This is a genomic window from Nonomuraea rhodomycinica (assembly GCF_013363995.1).
Classification (GTDB): domain Bacteria; phylum Actinomycetota; class Actinomycetes; order Streptosporangiales; family Streptosporangiaceae; genus Nonomuraea; species Nonomuraea rhodomycinica.
On sequence record NZ_JABWGO010000002.1, the window covers coordinates 514,887 to 535,291 of the forward strand.

The 20,405-nt window shown below is 69.7% G+C and carries 16 protein-coding genes and 1 other RNA gene; 10 read left to right on the forward strand and 7 right to left on the reverse strand.

The window, feature by feature from the left end; genetic code table 11:
- The first annotated feature begins 238 nt into the window (after positions 1-238).
- Positions 239-5,164: an NAD-glutamate dehydrogenase gene (locus HT134_RS13385; protein ID WP_175600668.1), complete on the forward strand. Its 4,926-nt coding sequence runs from the start codon at positions 239-241 to the stop codon at positions 5,162-5,164.
- A gap of 142 nt (positions 5,165-5,306) precedes the next feature.
- Here HT134_RS13385 and HT134_RS13390 read toward each other — a convergent pair whose 3' ends face one another.
- The gene (locus HT134_RS13390) at positions 5,307-6,350 is read right to left on the reverse strand and encodes a DUF8094 domain-containing protein (protein ID WP_175600669.1); all 1,044 of its coding nucleotides are present in this window, start codon (positions 6,348-6,350) and stop codon (positions 5,307-5,309) included.
- A gap of 47 nt (positions 6,351-6,397) precedes the next feature.
- Between HT134_RS13390 and prfB the strand changes: the two genes are divergently transcribed.
- Complete coding sequence (prfB, locus tag HT134_RS13395) at positions 6,398-7,516, forward strand: peptide chain release factor 2 (RefSeq protein WP_175600670.1); 1,119 nt, start codon at positions 6,398-6,400, stop codon at positions 7,514-7,516.
- A gap of 33 nt (positions 7,517-7,549) precedes the next feature.
- Here prfB and HT134_RS13400 read toward each other — a convergent pair whose 3' ends face one another.
- Positions 7,550-7,741: a hypothetical protein gene (locus HT134_RS13400; RefSeq protein WP_175587543.1), complete on the reverse strand. Its 192-nt coding sequence runs from the start codon at positions 7,739-7,741 to the stop codon at positions 7,550-7,552.
- Positions 7,742-7,943: 202 nt separating this feature from the next.
- On the opposite strand from HT134_RS13400, the gene ftsE reads away from it, so the two are divergent.
- From ftsE to HT134_RS13430, 6 genes are all read left to right on the forward strand, one after another.
- Positions 7,944-8,633 carry a cell division ATP-binding protein FtsE gene (gene ftsE, locus HT134_RS13405; protein ID WP_091079803.1) on the forward strand — a complete coding sequence of 230 codons (690 nt, stop codon included), beginning with the start codon at positions 7,944-7,946 and terminating at the stop codon, positions 8,631-8,633.
- 20 nt (positions 8,634-8,653) lie between these two features.
- Positions 8,654-9,565: a permease-like cell division protein FtsX gene (gene ftsX, locus HT134_RS13410; protein WP_175600671.1), complete on the forward strand. Its 912-nt coding sequence runs from the start codon at positions 8,654-8,656 to the stop codon at positions 9,563-9,565.
- A 23-nt stretch (positions 9,566-9,588) separates the two neighbouring features.
- On the forward strand, positions 9,589-10,056 hold the full coding sequence (smpB, locus tag HT134_RS13415; RefSeq protein ID WP_175600672.1) for an SsrA-binding protein SmpB: 468 nt from the start codon (positions 9,589-9,591) through the stop codon (positions 10,054-10,056).
- The gene (locus HT134_RS13420; protein ID WP_175600673.1) at positions 10,053-11,927 is read left to right on the forward strand and encodes a penicillin-binding transpeptidase domain-containing protein; all 1,875 of its coding nucleotides are present in this window, start codon (positions 10,053-10,055) and stop codon (positions 11,925-11,927) included. Before smpB ends, HT134_RS13420 begins: the two co-directional genes overlap by 4 nt.
- A 447-nt stretch (positions 11,928-12,374) precedes the next feature.
- Positions 12,375-12,758: a transfer-messenger RNA gene (gene ssrA / locus HT134_RS13425) on the forward strand.
- A gap of 189 nt (positions 12,759-12,947) precedes the next feature.
- Positions 12,948-13,925, forward strand: a complete 978-nt coding sequence (locus HT134_RS13430; protein ID WP_175600674.1) for a PLP-dependent cysteine synthase family protein — start codon at positions 12,948-12,950, stop codon at positions 13,923-13,925.
- Positions 13,926-13,978: 53 nt separating this feature from the next.
- Here HT134_RS13430 and HT134_RS13435 read toward each other — a convergent pair whose 3' ends face one another.
- The 3 genes from HT134_RS13435 to HT134_RS13445 all read right to left on the reverse strand — a co-directional run bounded on the left by HT134_RS13435 (position 13,979) and on the right by HT134_RS13445 (position 16,908).
- The gene (locus HT134_RS13435) at positions 13,979-14,350 is read right to left on the reverse strand and encodes a hypothetical protein (protein WP_175600675.1); all 372 of its coding nucleotides are present in this window, start codon (positions 14,348-14,350) and stop codon (positions 13,979-13,981) included.
- On the reverse strand, positions 14,351-15,385 hold the full coding sequence (locus HT134_RS13440) for a phage exclusion protein Lit family protein (RefSeq protein ID WP_175600676.1): 1,035 nt from the start codon (positions 15,383-15,385) through the stop codon (positions 14,351-14,353).
- Positions 15,386-15,561: 176 nt separating this feature from the next.
- Positions 15,562-16,908, reverse strand: coding sequence for a WD40 repeat domain-containing protein (locus tag HT134_RS13445; protein ID WP_175600677.1), 1,347 nt, complete (start codon positions 16,906-16,908; stop codon positions 15,562-15,564).
- Between the two features lie 115 nt (positions 16,909-17,023).
- Here HT134_RS13445 and HT134_RS13450 point away from each other — a divergent pair, with 115 nt between their 5' ends.
- Positions 17,024-17,512 (forward strand): hypothetical protein, encoded by a 489-nt coding sequence (locus HT134_RS13450; protein ID WP_175600678.1) that lies wholly within the window; start codon positions 17,024-17,026, stop codon positions 17,510-17,512.
- Positions 17,503-18,084, forward strand: a complete 582-nt coding sequence (locus HT134_RS13455) for a hypothetical protein (RefSeq protein ID WP_175600679.1) — start codon at positions 17,503-17,505, stop codon at positions 18,082-18,084. Before HT134_RS13450 ends, HT134_RS13455 begins: the two co-directional genes overlap by 10 nt.
- Positions 18,085-18,204: 120 nt before the next feature.
- Here the strand turns inward: HT134_RS13455 and HT134_RS13460 are convergent, their stop codons facing one another.
- Both HT134_RS13460 and HT134_RS13465 read right to left on the reverse strand, forming a co-directional pair.
- On the reverse strand, positions 18,205-18,930 hold the full coding sequence (locus tag HT134_RS13460; protein WP_175600680.1) for a MerR family transcriptional regulator: 726 nt from the start codon (positions 18,928-18,930) through the stop codon (positions 18,205-18,207).
- A gap of 32 nt (positions 18,931-18,962) precedes the next feature.
- Positions 18,963-20,387, reverse strand: a complete 1,425-nt coding sequence (locus HT134_RS13465) for a serine hydrolase domain-containing protein (protein ID WP_175600681.1) — start codon at positions 20,385-20,387, stop codon at positions 18,963-18,965.
- Positions 20,388-20,405: the final 18 nt, after the last annotated feature.

The window sequence follows — 20,405 nt, forward strand, 5'->3', positions numbered from 1 at the left end:
GCCTGCCGCTCCACAGCGGCGGTCCCGGCATGCCGGTGGCGCCGGATTCGTCCGGCGTGCCCGCGCGCCCACGAGGCGCGGCCAGGCGTCCGACCGGCGCCGCGCCGGGCACGGACGGACCGGCGGGCCCCTCCCGTGCGCGGGCGATGACGCGCGCGCACTATTTCCCGCCTTTCGGGGAACCAGAGGCCTGGCTATGAACATCTATGGCAAACCCTCACAAAGGAGTGAGAGCGACATGCCGCTCGACGAGGCCAAGCTCGACGAGGCCAAGGACGAGTTGCTTCAGCGAGCCGCGCAGAGATACGCGGCCGTGAGCGACGACACGAGTCCCGACGAGGCGCTGGGCCTGCTGCGGGTCTACTACCGGCACGTGGCGCCGGAGGACCTGCTCGACCGCGGCCCCGTCGAGGTCTACGGGCCCGCGATGTCCCAGCGACGGCTGGCCGCGGTGCGCCCGCAGGGCCGCGCGGCGGTCCGGGCCTACACCCCCACGGTGGCCGAGCACGGCTGGGACCCCGGCGCCTCGGTCGTGGAGGTCGTCACCGACGACATGCCGTTCCTGGTCGACTCGGTCACGATGGAGCTCGACCGGCACGACGTCGGCATCCGCCTGCTCGTCCACCCCCAGATGCGGGTGCGCCGCGACATGACGGGCCGCATGCTCGGCCGCGGCCAGGAGGACGTCACCGGCCAGCTCCTGGTCGAGTCCTGGATCCACATCGAGATCGACCGGCAGTCCGACCCGGAGGCCCTCAAGCGGCTGGAGGACGACCTCCAGCGGGTGCTGACCGACGTCCGGCACGCGGTCGAGGACTTCCCCAAGATGCGGGCGCTGGCCGAGCAGACCGCCGAGGACCTGTCGATGAACCCGCCGCCGCTGGAGCCGGCCGAGGTCGAGGACAGCATCGACCTGCTGCGCTGGCTCGCCGACGGGCACTTCACCTTCCTCGGCTACCGCGAGTACCGCCTGGAGAGCACCGACGAGGGCGACGCGCTGCGCGCGCTGCCCGGCACCGCGTTCGGCATCCTGCGCGACGACAAGATCGGCTCGACGAGCTTCTCCGTGCTGCCGCCCGAGGTGCGCGCCAAGGCGCGCGAGAAGCGGCAGCTCATCATCACCAAGGCCAACTCCCGGGCCACCGTCCACCGGGCCGCCTACCTCGACTACATCGGGGTGAAGCTGTTCTCCCCCGAGGGCGAGGTCATCGGCGAGCGCCGCTTCCTCGGCCTGTTCACCCACGTGGCCTACAACGAGTCGATCTCCCGCATCCCCGTGCTGCGCCGCAAGCTGGCGGCGGTGCTGGAGCTGGCCGGGCTCGCCGCCGACAGCCACGACGGCAAGGACCTCATCGAGATCCTGGAGACCTTCCCCCGCGACGAGCTGTTCCAGACCTCGGTCGAGCAGCTCCTGCCGATCGCCCTCGGCGTGCTGCGGCTGCGCGAGCGCAAGCAGGTCAAGCTGTTCCTGCGCCCCGACGACTACGGCCGCTCCATCTCCTGCCTCATCTACCTGCCCCGCGACCGCTACACCACCCAGGTGCGGCTGAAGATGCAGGAGGTGCTGCTGAAGGCGCTCGGCGGCAGGTCGCTCGACTACAGCGCGATGATCGGCGAGTCGGCGCTGGCCCGCCTGCACGTGGTCATCCGCGGCGAGCGGGGCAAGCAGCTCCCGCAGCCGGAGGTGGACGTCGAGGAGCTGGAGGCGCGGCTGGCCGCGATCACCCGTTCCTGGGCCGACGACCTGGCGGTGGCGCTCACCGACACCGTCTCCGACGACCAGGCGCCCCGGCTGGTCCGGCGCTACCAGCAGGCGTTCCCCGAGGGCTACAAGGCCGACTTCACGCCCGAGACGGCCGTCGCCGACGTGCTGCGGCTGGAGCGGCTGGTCGACGGCGACGGCGACGCCGTCGACATCGACCTGTACGTGCCGGACGACGCCGAGGAGGGCGAGCGCCGGCTGAAGATCTACAAGGTCGGCGAGCCCATCTCGCTGTCCAAGGCGCTGCCGCTCATCCAGCGGCTCGGCGTCGAGGTCGTGGACGAACGCCCGTACGAGATCGACACCTACCGCAGGACCGCCCCCGGCTCCGCCGCCCCGGCCGCCGCGGCGGGCGACGACACGCGCACCTGCTGGATCTACGACTTCGGCCTGCGCTTCACCGCCTCCGAGGCGGCCACGGGCGACGACGTCAAGCGGCTGTTCGAGGCCGGCCTGCTCGCGCTGTGGCGCGGCCGCGTCCAGGCCGACAACTTCAACGCGCTGATCCTGCGCGCCGGGCTGACCTGGGAGCAGGTCGAGATCCTGCGGGTCTACGCCAAGTACCTGCGCCAGGCCGGCAGCGCCTTCTCCGAGCGCTACATGGAACGGGTGCTGCTCGGCAACGTCCGGCTGTCGCGGCTGCTGGTCAGGCTGTTCGAGGCCCGGCTCGACCCGCGGCGCCCGCAGGACACGCGCGACGACCTGGCCGACGCCCTGCGGGAGGAGGTCCTGGGCGCGCTCGACGAGGTCGCCTCGCTCGACGAGGACCGGATCCTGCGGGCGTACCTGGAGATGATCGAGGCGACGCTGCGCACCAACTACTTCCAGAGCGTCGACGGCGTCCGCAAGGACTACATCTCCCTCAAGTTCGACTCGCAGGCGATCAGCGTGCTGCCGCTGCCGCGGCCCAAGTACGAGATCTTCGTCTACTCGCCCCGGGTCGAGGGCGTCCACCTGCGCTTCGGCAAGGTGGCCCGAGGCGGCCTGCGCTGGTCCGACCGCATGGAGGACTTCCGCACCGAGATCCTCGGCCTGGTCAAGGCGCAGATGGTGAAGAACACCGTCATCGTGCCGACCGGGTCCAAGGGCGGGTTCGTCGTCAAGCGGCCCCCGGCGTCCGGCTCCCGCGAGGAGGTGCTGGCCGAGGGCGTGGCCTGCTACCGGACGTTCATCTCGGGCCTGCTCGACGTCACCGACAACCTCGTCGACGGCAAAGTCGTGCCGCCGGCCGACGTCGTCCGGCACGACGGCGACGACCCCTACCTCGTCGTGGCCGCCGACAAGGGCACCGCGACGTTCTCCGACATCGCCAACGGCGTGGCCAAGGACTACGGCTTCTGGCTCGGCGACGCCTTCGCCTCCGGCGGCTCCATCGGCTACGACCACAAGGCCATGGGCATCACCGCCCGCGGCGCCTGGGAGTCGGTGAAGTACCACTTCCGCACCACCGGCGTCGACGTCCAGACCACCGACTTCACGGTGGCCGGCATCGGAGACATGTCCGGCGACGTGTTCGGCAACGGCATGCTGCTGTCGCGGCACATCCGCCTGGTCGCCGCCTTCGACCACCGGCACATCTTCATCGACCCCGACCCGGACGCGGCCACCTCGTTCGCCGAGCGGCAGCGCCTGTTCGAGCTGCCCCGCAGCTCGTGGGCCGACTACTCGGCCGAGCTGATCTCGGCGGGCGGCGGCGTCTTCCCGCGCACCGCCAAGTCCGTCGCGATCACCCCGCAGATGCGGGACGCGCTCGACCTGCCGGCCGGCGTCACGTCCATGGCGCCCAACGACCTGATCAGCGCCATCCTCAAGGCCCCCGTCGACCTGCTGTGGAACGGCGGCATCGGCACATACGTCAAGGCGAGCGTCGAGTCCCACGCCGACGTCGGCGACAAGGCCAACGACCCGCTGCGCGTCGACGCCGCCGACCTGCGCTGCAAGGTCATCGGCGAGGGCGGCAACCTCGGCTTCAGCCAGCTCGCCCGCATCGAGTTCGCGCTCAACGGCGGCCTGGTCAACACCGACTTCATCGACAACTCCGCGGGCGTCGACACCTCCGACCACGAGGTGAACATCAAGATCCTGCTCGACCAGGTGGTCCGCGACGGCCGGCTCACCGACATCCAGCGCAACGAGGTCTTCACCTCGATGACCGACGAGGTCGCCGACCTGGTCCTGCGCGACAACTACGCGCAGAACGTGGTGCTCGCCGCCGCCCGCTCGCAGGCCGTGGAGATGCTCCACATCCACGCCCGCTACCTGCGCCGGCTGGAACGCGACGGGCTGGTCAACCGCGAGCTGGAGTTCCTGCCGTCGGACAAGACGCTGGCCGAGCGGCGCCAGGCGCGGCTCGGGCTCACCGCGCCGGAGTTCTCGGTGCTGCTCGCCTACACCAAGCTGGTGGTGGACGCCGAGCTGCTCGCCTCCGACCTGCCCGACGACCCGTACCTCGCCTCGTGGCTGGTGTCGTACTTCCCGTCGGCGCTGCGCGAGCGCTTCCGCGAGTACATGGACGCCCACCCGCTGCGCCGCGAGATCATCACCACCTGCGTGGTGAACGAGCTGGTCAACTCCATGGGCACCACGTTCATGTTCCGCTTCGCGGAGGAGACCGGCGCCTCGACGCCCGACATCGTGCGCGCCTACCTCGTCGCCCGCGAGGTCTTCGACCTGCCCAGCTTCTACCGCCAGGTGGAGGCGCTGGACAACGTCGTGGACACGAGCACCCAGATCGCCATGCTGCTGGAGGCGCGCAAGCTGGCCGAGCGGGGCACCCGCTGGCTGCTCACCAACCGCCGCCCGCCGCTCGACCTCGCCGCCGCGGCCGGGTTCTTCGTCAAGGGCGTCAACGGCCTGCTCGCGCACATCCCCAAGCTCCTCACCGGCCCGGACCTGGCCGCCTTCGAGGATCGCCGCGACTCCTTCGTGGCCCGGGGCGTGCCCGTGGACCTGGCCGAGCGGGTGGCGGCGATGGTGCCCGCCTACTCGACGTTCGACCTGGTGGAGATCTCCTCGCTCACGGGACGGCCGGTCAACGAGGTGGCCGAGGTGTACTTCGACCTGGCCGACCGGCTCCAGCTCGCCCGGCTCAGGGAGCGCGTCATCTCGCTGCCGCGCGACAACCGGTGGAACTCGATGGCCCGCTCGGCGCTGCGCGACGACCTCTACGCCGCGCACGCCTCGCTCACCCGCGACGTCCTGACGCGCAGCACGCCGGGCCTGTCGCCGGAGGAGCGGCTGGCCCTGTGGACGGACGCCAACTCGGCCGCCGTGGCCCGGGCCCGGCAGACGCTGTCGGAGATCTGGGAGAGCGACAACTTCGACCTGGCCACGCTGTCGGTCGCGCTGCGGGCCGTCCGCACGCTCGTCGCGACCAGCAACCTGCCGCACGGGGAGGAGTGAGGCCACCGCCGTAGGGGCGCGGCGGGCGGGGACCACCCGCCCGCGGCGCCGCGCGGCGCTGTCACGTGCCGGAGGGCCGCCGCGCGGCGCTGTCACGTGCCGGACCGAGGCGCCGTGCGGCGCCGCGGTCACGTGCCGGTGGTCACTCGCCGGAGGCCCGGGTGAGCCCGCCCTCGTGGGCGATGACCCGGGCCGCCGCCGGGGCCGACGCCGGCGGCACGGCCGTGGCGTACTGGTGCGTCTCGGTCAGCTTGAGCGTGCGCCGGACCTTCGGCTCGTCGATCGCCCACAGGGCGTCGTCGGGCACCGGGATGAAGTCCTTGACGTTGGTCGCCGCCGTCGTGGTCGTGTTGCGCGACAGGGAGTACTGGATCAGCGCGCCGCCGTCGCGGGTGCGCAGCGCGTAGACCGGGTAGTCGTTGCCGCTGAAGATCGAGTCGTAGCTGAGCCCGGCGTCCTTGGCCGCCTTGCGCTCGTCGCTGATCTCCTGGGCGAGGTCGGTGGTGTAGGGGCCGGGCGCGATCAGGCCGGCCGCCACGCCGGTGGCGCCCGCCTCGGCCACCGTCGCGTGCAGCGGCCCCATGTACTGCGGGCTGATGGTCACGCTCTTGTCGCCCGGGTCGAGAGCCGTCGCGTAGCCCTCGGCGTCGAGCTGGACCGGCGGCGGGTCCTGCCCGTCCAGCAGCCGGGTCACCGCGCTGATCTGCCACTCGGCGTTCTTGTTGACCTTGGCGAAGGTCAGCAGCGTCGGATGGCCGTCACGGGCCGCCAGGGCGGTGAACCACGGCGACTCCCAGCCGGCCGGGAAGCGGGGCACGTACAGGACGGGCGAGCCCCACTCGTAGCGAGGGGGATGGTAGCCCGTGGACTGGTAGGCGGCCGTGGTGAGCTGGGCCTCGGCGTCGCGGGTCAGGTCGAGCGCGTCGCGCAGCGTGCCGTCGCGCAGCTTGGGCGCGGCGGCCCGCAGCACGTCGTCGGTGGCCGTCAGCGTGGAGAACACCTCGCCCGCCTCGGCGCGGGTGACCTCGGGGGGCGGCGGCGCCGGCGTGGCGGTCGCCGACGAGGTGACGGCGGCGCGCGTCACCGCCGCCGACGGAGGCGCGGCGGAGCCGCCTGAACAGGCGCTCGCGCCGGCCAGCAGCCCGGCGGCGAGCGCCAGCGTCCTGAGCCGACCGGATGCACGCACGTCGCCATGTTATTCGTGCGCGTGAGGGTCGCGTACCCTTGGGAGACGTGGCAGTCATCGATCCGGCAGAAGAGATCAACGAGCTCGCGGGCACGCTCCGGAGCATCCAGGACGTGCTCGACCTCGACGCGATGCGCAAGCAGATCGAGGAGCTGGAGCAGCAGGTGGCCGCCCCCGACCTGTGGGACGACCCCGACCAGGCGCAGAAGGTCACGAGCAAGCTGTCCCACCTGCAGGGCGAGCTCAACCGGGTCGACGGGCTGGCGCGCCGGCTCGACGACCTCGGCGTGCTGTACGAGCTGGCCGCCGAGGAGGGCGACGACGACACGCGGGCCGAGGCCGACAAGGAGCTCACCGCGCTGCGCTCCGACATCGGCGCGCTGGAGGTCCGCACCCTGCTGTCGGGCGAGTACGACGCCCGCGAGGCGCTGGTGACGATCAACTCGCAGGCCGGTGGCGTCGACGCCGCCGACTGGGCCGAGATGCTGCTGCGCATGTACCTCCGCTGGGCCGAGCGCAAGGGCTACCCGACCGAGGTCTACGAGACCTCCTACGCCGAGGAGGCCGGCATCAAGTCGGCCACGTTCACGGTCAAGGCCCCCTACGCGTACGGCACGCTGCGCGGCGAGCACGGCACCCACCGCCTGGTGCGCATCAGCCCCTTCGACAACCAGGGCCGCCGCCAGACGTCTTTCGCCGGCGTGGACATCGTGCCGGTGGTCGAGCAGACCGACCACATCGACATCAACGAGGACGAGATCCGCGTCGACGTCTACCGCTCCTCCGGCCCCGGCGGCCAGGGCGTCAACACGACCGACTCGGCCGTCCGCATCACGCACCTGCCGTCCGGCATCGTGGTCTCCTGCCAGAACGAGCGCTCCCAGCTCCAGAACCGCGCGACCGCCATGGCCGTGCTCCAGGCCAAGCTGCTGGAGCGCAAGCGCCAGGAGGAGGCGGAGAAGATGTCGGAGCTGCGCGGCGCCACGACGACGTCCTGGGGCACGCAGATCCGCAACTACGTGCTGCACCCGTACCAGATCGTGAAGGACCTGCGCACGGGCACGGAGGCGGGCAACCCGTCGGCCGTGCTCGACGGCGACCTCGACGGGTTCATCGAGTCGGAGATCCGCTGGATGCGCCGGCAGGAGTCCGAGGCGGCCCTCTAGAGCCGTCCCGGGCACCCGGGCGTCCGGCGGCTCCTACAAGCCGCTCAGGTGCTTGAGCACGAGGGTCAGGAACAGCAGCGCGAGCAGCAGCCCGGCGATGAGAGCGGGTGACAGCCCGGCGAAGCCGTGGTTGTGCATCCGCTCGCGGTTGGCGCGGCAGACCGCGCAGCGACCCTCGATGACGGGATGGGCGCACTGCGCGCAGACGAGGTGTTGGCAACTCATGTCAGCCCCAAGTGTAGCCGCACAATCGTTTTGTTTCCGTTATGGACGTTCCATGCCAGTCTTCCCCCTAGACTGTCCCCTGGCCAATCGGAACGTCGATCATCGGTAAAGAAGACGTCCCCGACGGCCGAGCGGCGGGAAGTGGGCATGTGCCACCCTCGCTTCCGTCCTGACCCCTAGACTGGCATGCCGTGATGCTCTCGTGATCCATTTCGATAATGTCACCAAGGTCTACGCGAACCAGAACCGGCCCGCGCTCGATCACGTCTCGGTGGACGTGGACAAGGGCGAGTTCGTGTTCCTCGTCGGTCCCTCGGGATCAGGCAAGTCCACGTTCCTGCGACTGATCCTCAAGGAGGAGCGGCCCAACTCCGGCGCCATCCACGTCGCCGGCAAGGACCTCGCCCGCCTCTCCAACTTCAAGGTGCCGCACCTGCGCCGCCGCATCGGCTGCGTCTTCCAGGACTTCCGGCTGCTGCCGAACAAGAACGTCTACGAGAACGTGGCGTTCGCCCTGGAGGTCATCGGAAAGCCGCGGCGGTTCATCCGCAAGGTGGTGCCCGAGGTCATCGAGCTGGTCGGCCTGGAGGGCAAGGCGCACCGCATGCCCGACGAGCTGTCCGGCGGCGAGCAGCAGCGCGTCGCGATGGCGCGCGCGTTCGTCAACCGGCCGATGATCCTGCTGGCCGACGAGCCGACGGGCAACATCGACCCGGCGACGAGCATCGGCATCATGAAGGTGCTGGACCGCATCAACCGAACCGGCACTACTGTCGTCATGGCCACGCACGATGCGGCCATCGTCGACTCCATGCGCAAGCGTGTCGTGGAGCTGGAGGACGGCAAGATCGTCCGCGACCAGTCGCGTGGCGTCTACGGCCAGGCGTACTGACAGGGAGCAGCAGGCAAACCATGCGGGCGAATTTCATCTTCTCCGAGGTCTGGATCGGCCTCCGTCGCAACCTGACCATGACGATCGCGGTGGTGATCACTGTGGCGGTCGGCATGGCGATGCTGGGCGTCGGCCTGATGATCAACGCCCAGGTCTCCATGATGCAGACCTACTGGTACGACAAGGTCGAGATCTCGGTCTTCCTCTGCGACAAGATCTCCGCGTCGGAGAAGTGCGGCGGCAAGGCGATCACCGACGAGCAGACCGCGGCGGTCAAGGCGCAGCTCGAGAAGACCCCTGGCGTGGCGCCGGGCGGGGTCATCTACGAGAACCAGGAGGAGGCCTACAAGAACTTCAAGGAGGCCTACGCCACCAACAAGGCCCTGCTCACGGCCACCACGGTCAAGGACATGCCGACCTCGTTCCGGGTCAAGCTCAGCGACCCGGAGAACTACCAGCCGGTCGTGCAGGCCGCGGAGGCCATGCCCGGCGTCTCCCAGGTGGTCAACCAGAGAGAGCTGATCGGCCGGTTCTTCGACATGCTGAGCACCCTGAGATGGGCCGCCATCATCGTCGCCGTCATCCTGGTGCTCGCCGCCGCCCTGCTGATCGGCAACACCGTCCGGCTGTCGGCCTTCAACCGCCGCCGGGAGACCGGCATCATGCGCCTGGTCGGCGCCTCGAACCTCTACATCCAGCTCCCGTTCGTGATGGAAGGCATGATCGCCGGCCTGATCGGCGGCGTGCTCGCCGCGGTCCTGCTCATCGTGGCCAAGGTCTTCATGTTCGAGGAGCTCACCAAGTTCATCGCCATCGGGGCGGCGCTGGGCTGGGACGAGGTGGCGCAGGCCATCACCCTCACCATGGTGTTCGGCGTGGTGATCTGTGTCCTGGCGTCGTTCGTGACGCTCCGCCGCTATCTCAGGGTCTAGAGGAACGCCGGTAAGGTCGAGGCATGCCACGTGAGACGGGGCGGAAGGTCATCGCCCAGAACAAGCGTGCTCGGCACGACTACCACGTCGAGGACACCTACGAGGCCGGCCTCGTGCTGCAGGGCACCGAGGTCAAGTCGCTGCGCGAAGGCCGCGCCTCGCTGATCGACGGATACGCCACCATCGACGACGGCGAAGCGTGGCTGCTCAACGTCCACATCCCCGAGTACAGCCAGGGCACGTGGACCAACCACGCCGCCCGCCGCAAGCGCAAGCTGCTGCTGCACCGCAAGGAGATCGCCAAGCTGGCCGCCAAGGTGAAGGAGGGCGGTCTGACGATCGTGCCGCTCTCCCTGTACTTCAAGGACGGCCGGGCCAAGGTCGAGATCGGCGTGGCGCGCGGCAAGAAGGACTGGGACAAGCGGCAGACGCTGGCCGAGCAGCAGGCAAAGCGGGAGATGGCCAGGGCACTGCGCCACCGCAACCGATGAGCCGTCCCCGCCTTCGCCGTACGCTGTCCGCGCTCGCCACCGCCGCGCTCGCGGCCACGACTCTGACCGGCTGCTTCGAGGAGTCGTCGCCGCACGACGCGCTGCGCGACTTCCTCGTGGGCTGGCAGACGGGTGACTACGAGCTCGCGGCCCGCCGTACCGACGGCGACGAGGCGGCGGTCCGCAAGACGCTGTCCGACGTGAAGCTGCAGCTGGACGCCGCCTCTTTCCGCTTCAAGATCAAGAACGTGAGCCTGAACGGCGACGAGTCGCGGGCCGAGTTCCGGGCCGAGGTGGACCTGGGCGAGAACAGCCCGCTCTGGGTCTACGACGGCGTGCTGCCCCTGCACCTGGTCGACGGCTTGTGGAAGGTGCGCTGGTCGCCCTCGGTCATCCACCCGCAGCTCAAGGAGGGGCAGCGGTTCGCCGTGGACCCCGAGGCGATCCCGCGCCAGCCGATCAACGACCGCAACGGCGAGTCGCTGCAGAGCCCGCAGGTGCTGTTCGTGGCCGGCGTGGTGCCCTCGCAGCTCGGCGCGCAGGCCGAGGAGGTCGTGCAGCAGCTCGCCAAGTACACCGGGTTCCCCCACGACCGGCTGCTCAATCGCATCCGGTCGTCCCCGCCGAACCAGTTCGTGCCGCTCGCCCACTTCGGTCGCTTCCGTTACCTGGCGCTGAAGAACCAGCTCGACAAGATCAAGCAGCTCACGGTGCAGGAGCAGCCGCAGCCGCTCGCCCCCAAGGAGCCCAAGGATCTGATCGGCAAGGTCAGCGCGATCACCCCCGAGGACGAGCAGAAGCTCGGCGGCCCGCAGCGCGCGGGCGACTCGATCGGGCAGAGCGGCCTGCAGAAGGCGTACCAGGACTACCTCACCGGTTCCACGCAGACCAAGGTGGTCATCCTCGACGCCAAGACCGGCAAGGACGTCGCGGTGCTCAAGGAGTGGCCCGGCCGCGCGAACCAGTCGGTCAAGACCACCATCGACAGCGCCGTCCAGCAGGCTGCCGACCAGGCGGTCAAGCAGAGCCAGACCAGCGCCCTCGTCGCGGTCGACAAGGCCACGGGCGAGATCCGCGCGGTCGCGACGGAGGGGATGAACCAGGAGAAGGACGCCCTGGCCGGCAAGTTCCCGGCGGGCACCACGTTCTCCATCATCGCCACCGACGCCCTGGTCAAGGGCAACGTGAGCCCGAAGCTGCGGCTGGCGTGCCCGGCTGAGCGCACGGTCGGTGGCGCCCGGTTCGTCGAGACGGAGCAGGCGGCCGGCGTGAGCCAGCCCGCGCCGACGCTCACCGAGAACTTCGCCAAGGGCTGCGTCACCGCGCTCGCCTCGCTCGCCCGCCTGGTGGACGCGGGGGCGCTCGCGCAGAGCGCCAAGGCGTTCGGCATCGGGCAGCAGTGGCAGCTCCCGCTCAAGTCGTTCAGCGGCTCGGTCGGCGAGCTCGGCAGCGACGCGGACAAGGCCAGGGCCATCGCGGGCCAGAACGTCCAGGTGAGCCCGCTGTCGATGGCGCTGGTGGCGGCGGCCGTCGGTTCCGGCACGTGGCGGCCGCCCGTGCTGGTGACCGACCCCAAGTCGCCCGACCCGACGGGGGAGATCGCCCCCGCGCCGGCGCCGCAGCCGGTGCCGCTCGACCCCAAGGTCCGTTCGGCCCTGACCGCGATGATGCAGGCGGGCGCCAAGGGCTCCCCCGCGCAGGCGGGCAAGGGGCAGGTGTACGGGGTGTCCGCGGCGGCGGGCGACGAGGGCAGCCGGCAGCGCTGGTTCGTGGGCTGGCAGGGCGACGTGGCGGTCGCCGTCCTGGCCAAGAACTACAACCCGGCGGCCATCGCGGGCGACTTCTTCGGCGCGCTGCGCGACCAGGGCTGAGGTCCGGCTCGACGTTCGACGTTCGACCCTCGACGGGAGCCGGCCGGTCCGCGCGGGCGCTGGAGGCGGGGCGCGGGCGGCCATGCCGTTCCGTGGCGAGGCCCTGACGCAACGCTGACACTGGGGAGCAACCCGCCGGGCCTCCGGTGGCGTCTTACAGAATGACTGGGCCGCTCGGGGGGTTGCGGTTCCAGTCGTCGCGATGAGACCAGGACTTCATCTCGGGGGAAGTCCTGCCGTCGGACCGGCTCGACCCTGCCGGTCGGCCCCCGGGAGCGTGCGCTTCGAGCCGCGTTCCCGGGGGTTTCGCCGTACCCTGCCCACCGGCGGCGGGCGAACGCGGGGGGAACGCCGGGAATCAAGTTGGCATCGCAGGCGTTGTCGGTTGTATCGTCGTGTTGCTCGGCCATCGCGTGGAAGCGCGGAGACCGTGTTGACAACTGCACAGGGGGTGACTGGCTTCGACTTTGACCTTGCAAGTCAGGTGAAGCGGGCCGAGGACTGCGGACATAACCTCGTTAATCCTGTGACCGCAAACAACAAGTGCCAATTCCAAGCGCACTGTGGTAGCCCAGGACTCCCTGGGCCTCGCTGCCTAAGTAGCGAAACCACTGTCAGCCCGGGAGCGCCTTCGGCCCGGTGTCTGGCATCGCTAGAAGGCTCAACCGATCGACCCGGCCACGGGGATGATCGGGAAACCAAACAGTGGCTGAGCCCGTCGGCGACTCGCCTGCGTGATCGCCGGGGCTGAGAAAAGCACAGCAGGCTGCGCCCGGAGAAGCCCTGTCTTGGGGTTGAAGGACGCGGGTTCGATTCCCGCCACCTCCACAAGATGAAACCGCCTCTTATCTGCGTAGGCATCGCAGGTAAGGGGCGGTTTTCGTGTTCCCGGGCGCTTGTCCGCGCGTGGGCTGATCGGGCAACAGCGACGGTCATTGCGGGGGGCGCGCAGACTCCCTGCCCGGCTCGCTCGTGGCGAACGGGCGTGATCTCTCGGGCCGCTCCTGACATGGTGGGGCGGTGAATTGGAGCACGCGAGCGCTCGAGGTGCTGGCGGCGGGTGAGCCCACGCCTCTGATCGACTTGCCGGTATCGGCGCCCGGGATCAGGCTGCTGCTGAAGGACGAGTCGGCCCAACCGACGGGCAGCCTGCGGCACCGGCATGCCAGGGCACTGTTCCGCCGAGCCGTGCTCGACGGGTCGGTCACCGAGGGGGTGACCGTGGTGGAGGCGACCGGCGGCAACGCAGCCGTGGCGCAGGCGTGGTTCGCGCGGCGGCTCGGGCTGCCGTACATCGTGGTCATGCCGGGCGAGCGCAGCCAGGCTCGGGCGCGGCCGGTCGAGGAACTGGGCGGGGAGTGCCGGTTCGTGACGCCGCCGCTGGCGATCTACGACGCCGCACGGGAGATCGACGGGCACTTCCTGGACCAGTTCGGGCGGGCCACGCCGCACGACCTGGCGGAGGAGCTGTTCGGGCAGGTACGGCCGGACTGGGTGGTGACGGGCGCGGGCACCGGAGCGACCTCGGCCACCCTCGGCCGGTGGATCCGATCCCACGGTGAGGACTGCCGGGTCGCGGTGGCGGATCCCGAGAACTCGGCCTATTTCCCGGGATGGACCCTCGACGCGCCCGACTACGGCACCGGGATGCCCTCGCGCGTCGAGGGCATCGGACGGCCGCGCGTCGAGCCCGGCTTCCGGCCCGACCTCGTGGACCTGGTCGTGCCCGTACCCGACGCGGCCAGTGTGGCGGCGGCCCGGTACATCCGCGAGGTCACCGGGCTGCCGGTCGGCGCCTCGTCGGGCACCGCGTTGTGGGCGGCGCTGGAACTGGTCGAGCGCATGCGGGCCAGGAGCGAGACCGGCACAGTGGTGTCGCTGATCGGCGACGCGGCCGATCGGCATCTGGCGACCTGTCACGACGACGGGTGGGCCGCCCGGAAAGGGCTGGACGCCGGACAGTACACGGGCACTCTGAGGCAGCGCACCAGCCTGTAGCCTGTGCCGGCGTGCGGCGCGCATGCTCTGGCCCCCCTGAGCCTCTGCGTGGCTCAGGGCTCCTGATCGTCGTCGGAGCGCCTCGTGTCGCGCTCCTTCGAGAGCCTGTCGAACCAGGCCTCGATCTCCTCGTCGGAACAGCTCGACAGATCGATGACGTCGGAACCGTTCTGCAGGTGGATCCGGCCCGCCTCCCCCCGTTTCCGGCGCCACGCGATGATCTTCTCGGAGATGTTCACCGCCGCGCTCGCCGCGCCCAGGATCGGCGCGACGTCCTTGGCGATGGCGATCACCATGAGCCAGTCGACGCTGAGCGCACGGCTCGCCCGCGTGAACGTGAGGTGGCCGGAGAGTTCGTGCATCAGGTCGGCCACGTCTTCTTCTTCGACTTCCGGAGCCACCGCGAGGCTGAAAGCGACCGTCATCTACTCTCCTTTGACGTACCAGCGGTTCTCTGTGAACTCCAGACCCTCGGCTCTCAGGTCCGGCGAGGCCAATGCGATCACGCCCAGCCGCATCGCGGAGTTGTACGTTCTCCGGAGGCCGCGTCTCCAGGAGCCTTTGAGCGGGGAGAAGCGACCCAGCAGGACCAGCAGCCGCTCGGTCGCGGGCGGATGGGTGGTGGGCTTGAAGTTCTCGATGTTCTTCTCGATCACCGCGAGCAGCAGGAAATAGTTCAGCGGGCCGAGCGTGTCGCCGGTCGTGAGCTTCCTACGCCCCATGACCCGTGCGCTGATCGGCCAGGCACGCAGATACAGCGCGTAGGCCAATTCGTCGGCCGCCAGTTCTTGCTCCCTGCTCAATTCCAGGTAGGCGGCGTCTTCCGCCCTCGGGTCGTCGCCCAGTGACGCCACGTGGGTGGGCGTGTCCACGACGTGTCCGAGAAGGACGTGGGCCATCTCGTGCGCCATGATGAACATCTCGACCTGGTGCGTGAGCACGACCCCCACGGCGAGTTCCCGGGGATCGAGAGCCAGGAAGAGTTTGGGGTAGGTCTCCATGCCGTTGTTCGACGTGTAGTTCATGATGAAGCAGTACGCCTCGCCCAGGAACCGGTCGGCGGCCTGGTTCCCCTTGTCCTTGCGGATGAGTTCAGAGGAGTTCAGCGCCTCGATCCAGAAGCTGAACAACGATCTGATGCCCTGGTTCATGACGATGACCGGGCGGCCGTTCGGCGCGACCATGGCATGCGCGTTCAGCGTCCGGCTGCTGATCCAGGCAATGGGCGTTTTCGTGATCAGCTCGCGAGCGTCGTCGTTCATGGCGTCCAGGAGTGGCTCCAGGATCAGCGACCGCTGCAGCTCGAGCGCCTGCCCGTGATCGAAGTCCTCGTACTCGACCCCCAGCTGAAGCGCGCGCAGGCGCCGCCATTGCTGGTCCTCGGGGGAATTGTGGTGCTCAGCGGCTTCAGGCGAGCCGTAGAGCTTTCTGAGGAGAGCGGCATATTCGTGTTCGTCCAAGAGACCTCGCTCCTACCGGAGACGCCCCTGGCCTTCACTATGCCCCAAGTCACGGCGAGTCGGGCGGTCACGCTGTCAAGCGCTCACCACTCGCCACGCCGAACCGCTCTGCCGGCGTCAGCGACGTCGAGGTCCGGCAGGTTGCGCGATGCGCGACCTGGTGCCGTGTTCGCGTGTCAGCGCTTGCGGCGCCAGAGTTTTCCTGTTGTCAGGTCCAGGTGGTAGACGCGGTCGTACAGGTACCCGCGGACGAGGAAGGGGCCCTCCTTCGACCAGCCGAGACCGGTGCCCAGAGACTCGTCGCCGGGGAACGTCAGGGCGACGCTGGACAGGTGCTTGCCTGTCCTGACCGCGTAGGCGTCCACACGGTCTTCGGCGTCTCGGACGGCCGCGAGCCGGGTTCCGTCAGGGTGGAGGTAGTAGGTGTCCCCGGGATCTTTCCGAGGCAAGGTCAGGCGGGTTCTCCCCTGATGGTCGACTACCAGGACGTGCGACGCGGTCGTCGCCACGATTCCGTTCTGGTTGACGTCGTGAACCTGGTGGGCGCCGAGGATGGTGATCGTGGACCCTGTCCGGGTGTCGGTGATCTGTGCGTTGTCCTTGGCGAGGGCGACATACCGGCTCTGGCCGGCGAATGTGACGGTGGGGACCGCGGCGTCGGCGAGGACCCCGGTGAGCGGGCGGATGCCGTCGGCGTCCTGATAGATCATGCGACGGTCGTGCCTGTCCAGGTAGACGAGCGCCTTGTGGTCGGGGCTGCGGACGAGCGGGGCTCGCTGCGGGGCTCCGCCCGTGCGGATCGTGTACGGCGCGGCCTGCGGGAACGGGTTGCCGTTCACCAGCCACCACCGGCACGGGGCGTCCGTCTCGTCGAACCACGGGCATTCTGGCCCTTTGACGCTGTCCACCGTCGTGAAAGAGGCGGCTGAGTGGGAGACCTGTGCGGGCATCGCATACTCGGGTGGATCCCGCTGTATCGGTTGCCCAGGTGTGAGCAGCGCGCCGGATAACGCGATGGCGGTCCCGGAAAGATAAAGGCTTCGGGCCGACCATCGTCCCATTTCATCGGGCCTTTCGCTTTTCCGGGCGGTGGCGAGCAGTACGGCCGCCGCCACGATGACCACGATGGCGGCGTGCGCGAGACGCGCCGGAGTGGGGCCCTGATTCAACAGCAGAAATCCGGACGCCACCACGGCGCCGCCGGAACCCAGTAGCCACGCCGTCCGATAGATTCTCTCGCCTTCCGTGGGCGGCAGCCGTATCGCGTGAAGGACAGGAATGGCGGACCAGCCCACGACCAGATAAAAGGGGTCATGGGTGAGGCCGGTCACGAGAGCGGCGAGTGCGACGGAGATCAGGCGCTGCCGCCGCAGGCCGGCGAAGTGGTCGATGATCTGGCGGGCGTTGTCCGGCGTGACGGACAGACCCGCCAGCGCGGCGAAGCGGTTGAGCCGCTCCCGGGTCACCGGCATGGCCGCCACGAGCACCGTGATCATGCCGGCAGCCCAGGAGAGTATCGTCACGAGGTGCCACCATATATGGTTCGATATCGTGACTTCGGACGATATATGGCAGCGATTAGGTATCGTCTCGTGGCGTGCCTACCGCCGGCGATTACTCGTGGTGTCCTACGGTTGCGTGGCGTTGCTCCTCATGGCCGAGGGTCTGTGGTGGACAGGGGCGATAATTCCGCATATCCGGTGGAGTGTCGACGCGTCTTTCGCGCACGCCGATGTGGACCCGAAGGGTGTCCTCTACAGCGACGTCTATTTCGAGGTCGAGAATGAAGGGTCGGTGCCCTTCACGCTCACGGGGATCTCGGCGGACATTCCCGGCCTGCGGTTTCTGCCGCCTGACAAGGGGCGCGAGGAACAGCCCGACGTCACCGTGCAGCTCGGTGACATCGGGGTCCTCAGGAGACGCATCGTCATCACCGACTGCGCCGCGGTGCCGCACCAGCCTCGGCCGATCCGCTTCACCTACCGGACCTGGCTGGACACGGGATCCGCGGAGGTCGTCCTGGACTCGGGGCGGTTGGACGGACCCTCGACGAGCCTGCCGGTCGCCTGGCAACGCGGGCTCGCCGGCAAGGTCTGCAACGAGGCAGTGGACCCGGAATGGTCCTGAAAGGCCCCGCACCCGAGTCCGCCCAGGCGGGCTTGCTGCCGGTCACGAAGATCGCCATAGGGTTGGCCTTCGCCTTCGGCGCTCTTCGCGTCAACGGTTTCGACCTGCTGCTCGACCCCGTGGGATGGGGGCTGTGCGCGTCCGGGCTGTCGCAGTTGCGGCGATCCGGCGACGACGGCTTCGACCGGGCCCACGCCATGGCCGTCGCCATGGTCTGGGCGGAGATCGCCGTCTTCCTGCTGTCCTTCGCCGAATCGAGTGACTCGCCGGTCGGGCGAGCGATGGGCACCGTCGTCGCCGCCGGTGCCCTGATCGCCGTCTGGCTGGTGGTCGACCCTGTCGTCCGGCGGGTCCGTTGCGGCGGCGACGTCTCCAGGGCCGCGCTCCTCGACGTCTCGCGCTGGGCCGTGGTCGCGCTGGGAGGGCCTGGTGTGCTGGCCGGGTACGGCTACGCCGCCCTCGGCCCGGTCGTCATGGTGGCCTGGTTCGCGGCCGTGGTGACCTTGATCGTCGTTCTCTTCGCCTCGGCGGGGCTGCCGTGTCTCTCCCCGAGATGGTCGCGAGTCCCGTAGCCGAGGGGAAGAGCGCGGATCGAGCCGTTGCTGCCGATGGTCGGGGCGCGGGTTCGCGTCCGTCAGGCCGGGATCAGGGGCAACCGGAGGCCGGACGCTCCTGGTCGGGCGGCCCCACGATCAAGACCGGTCGGTCATGAGCCGGGCGAGGCGGTCCCAAGCCGGGGATGAGGCTCCCGGCTGGGATTGCGCGGCCAGTCGCGCGATGGCCGGGTTGTGGACCGGGCCGGTCTCGGACCGGCCGGGGCTCCGGGCGAACCAGTTCCGGGTGCGGTCGGCGAGGGCGGGGAGGCGGGGATCGTCCGGCGACCAGTCGTAGGCGGCGTCGTGGTCGAGGTAGAGGGCGCGGAACTCGGGATCGGTCATGAGCTCGCGCTTCTCGGCGATCCACAGGGAGGCGTCCTCGGGTGAGGCGGTCTGCATGAGGATCCAGCCGTCGCGTTCGAGGTGCAGCTGGCGCTCGCTGACGCCGAGTTCGCGCAGCTCGTCGAGATGGTCGGCGACTTCCGGGGAGACGAAGAGCCGGTCGCCGCCGCGCAGCTGGGCGAGTTGGTCACGGGTTCGCCGCAGCTGCGCGATGCGCTCCTCGATGTCGTGATCGATCTCGGTGATGGCCGCGGCGAGCGTGTCCGGGTCGGCATCGAGGAGGTCCTTGACCCGGGCCAGAGGCACGCCCGCCTGCGCCAGGGTCCTGATCTTGACGATCTTGACGGCGTGCTCGGCGGTGTAGCGCCGGTAGCCGGACGAGTCGCGGTCCGGCTCGGGGAGCAGACCGCGAAGGTGATAGTGGCGGACAGCTTTGATGGTCACTCGGGCGTAGTCCGCGAGCTGGCCGATCGTGAGCATGCCGGACATCCTTCCACCCCTGGGGGCGGCGGTCAGGCCCGGCGGGTCAGGCGGCCGCCGGCGTTGCGGAAGCGCGCCTGGCCGTCGCGGATGTCGTGGTAGGAGACGAGCAGCAGCCGCAGGTACCCGTCGAACGTCTCCAGCGGGTACCCGGCGGGCGCGAACAGGCCCGGCCGGATCGGCACGTAGCGCTGCGGCGGGCCGGAGGTCATGCCGCCGGCGAACTCGGTGAAGATCCGCTCCTGCGACCCGTCCGCCGGTTCGTAGGTCGTGCGCTCCTCCAACTGGCCGTCGACGACGCTGACGTCGACGCGGAGCTGGTTGGAGCGGTAGGTGCCCACGTAGGGAGTCAGGTCGACATCCCGCTCCGGTTCGGTGACCAGCCTGGGGATCGGCACACCGAGGTGCTCGCTCAGCAGCCACCGCAGGAGCTGGTCGTGCAGCATGATCGCCCCCGGCTGGTTGCCGTAGGCGGCGAAGACCAGGTCGTGCTCGGGCACGACGCACAGGATGGACACGCCGCCGGGCGAAGCGCCCGACATGGCCAGGACGGTCGTGTCGCCGAACGGGTAGAGCACCCAGCCCAGGCCGAGCGGCGGGGTGTTCGGGGTCCCCATGTCGTAGGAGACCTGCCGCATCAGGGCGGTCGACTCGGCCGACAGGACGCGCGTGCCGGAAGGGGAGACGCCGCCCGCGAGGTGGGTGCGTCCGAAGGCGAGCAGATCGGCGACGGTGCCGATCGGCGTGCCGCCGGCCGGTCCCCAGGTGTCGGGCAGGGTGAACATGTTCGTGGGCCTGGCCGACATGGTCTCGGGGTCCAGGAAGTGGCCGACCGCCGTGCTGCGCAGGATGGCCTGCTCGGCGGAGGTGCTGGAGTGGGTCATGCCGACCGAGGCGTAGATCTCGCGGGCGAGCAGGTCGGGGAAGGGCAGGCCGGTCACCACTTCCAGCAGCCGGCCCGCGACGATCATGCCGCCGTTGGAGTAGCTGAGCTGCTCGCCGGGCTCGAACAGGGTGCCGCAGCCGCTCGCGAGGCCGTCGACGTAGGTCTTCAGGGCGTCGCGGCCCTTGGCGTCGGGGAAGTACAGGTCCGCGTCGATGCCGTTGGTGTGGGAGATCAGGTGCCGGACCAGGATCTTGTCCGCGGCGCCCGGCGAGTCCAGCGCGAAGCCGGGAAGGTACGTCACCACCGGCGTGTCGAGGTCCAGCAGTCCGCGGTCGACCTGCCGCAGGACCAGCGTGGTCGTCAGGACCTTGGTGACGGAGCCGAACAGGAAACCGGTGTCGTCGAGCATCGGTGCGCCGGTGGCGGCGTTCGCGACGCCGTGGGCGACGACGGTCTGCTGTCCGGCGTGGTGGACGCCGGCGACGTACCCGGGGACCTTGCCGGACTCGCAGTAGGCGGCGGCCTGGTCGCGGATCTGGGCTTCGACGGTGTGCAGTGCGGTGTTGTCCATGCGGAGATCGTCGAACCT